The organism is Streptomyces glaucescens, assembly GCF_002154375.1.
GTDB lineage: Bacteria > Actinomycetota > Actinomycetes > Streptomycetales > Streptomycetaceae > Streptomyces > Streptomyces glaucescens.
Window position 1 is genome coordinate 1 of record NZ_MUND01000989.1, and the last position, 617, is coordinate 617.

Annotated in this window: 1 pseudogene; it reads left to right on the forward strand. The window is 71.8% G+C overall.

From position 1 onward, the window contains the following. Positions 1-569, forward strand: a pseudogene (locus CCN42_RS40025) (hypothetical protein); the annotation flags it as partial. Positions 570-617 lie beyond the last annotated feature (48 nt).

Below are 617 nucleotides of genomic sequence, written 5' to 3' on the forward strand. Positions count from 1 at the left end.
CCGCCGACTCCCCGCAGCACGTCCGCACCCTGATCTCCCGGCCGTCGGCCGGTGTCAACGAACTCAAGCTCGACCTGACCTTCGGCGTCGAGGCGTACGTCGACAGCCTGCTGATCCCGGAGATGCTGATGGAGGGCTTCCAGTCCTCGCTGCGCGACGCGCTCGGCATCCGCGACAGCCTGGAGAACTCCGCGCACATGGTGGAACGCCTGACCTCCGTCATCGACGTCCGCTCCGCCGCACTGGACGCCGCCCTCGCCGAACGCGACGAGGCCCGCGACCGGACCATCTCCGGCCTGGCCGCCGCGGCCACCCTGATCGCGCTGCCGCCGACCCTGCTGCTGGCCTTCTTCGGCGTCAACGGCTCCAACGTGGACGAGAAGCGCTCGATCCTCGACCTCGGCACCTACGGCGTGGCCTATCCGCCGGCCTGGCTGCCCTTCGTCATCCTCGTGGTGAGCGGCTGTCCGCTGCTCAGACGGGCGGACGGCGGATCCGGCGAACTGCTCGCCCCGCCCGACGACGGACCCGTGCCCGTCCCCGCACCACGCACTACCTCCGGGAGCTGACCGCCATGACCCGACGCCCCGCCGTCTCCGCCCACCGCGGCGGATCCG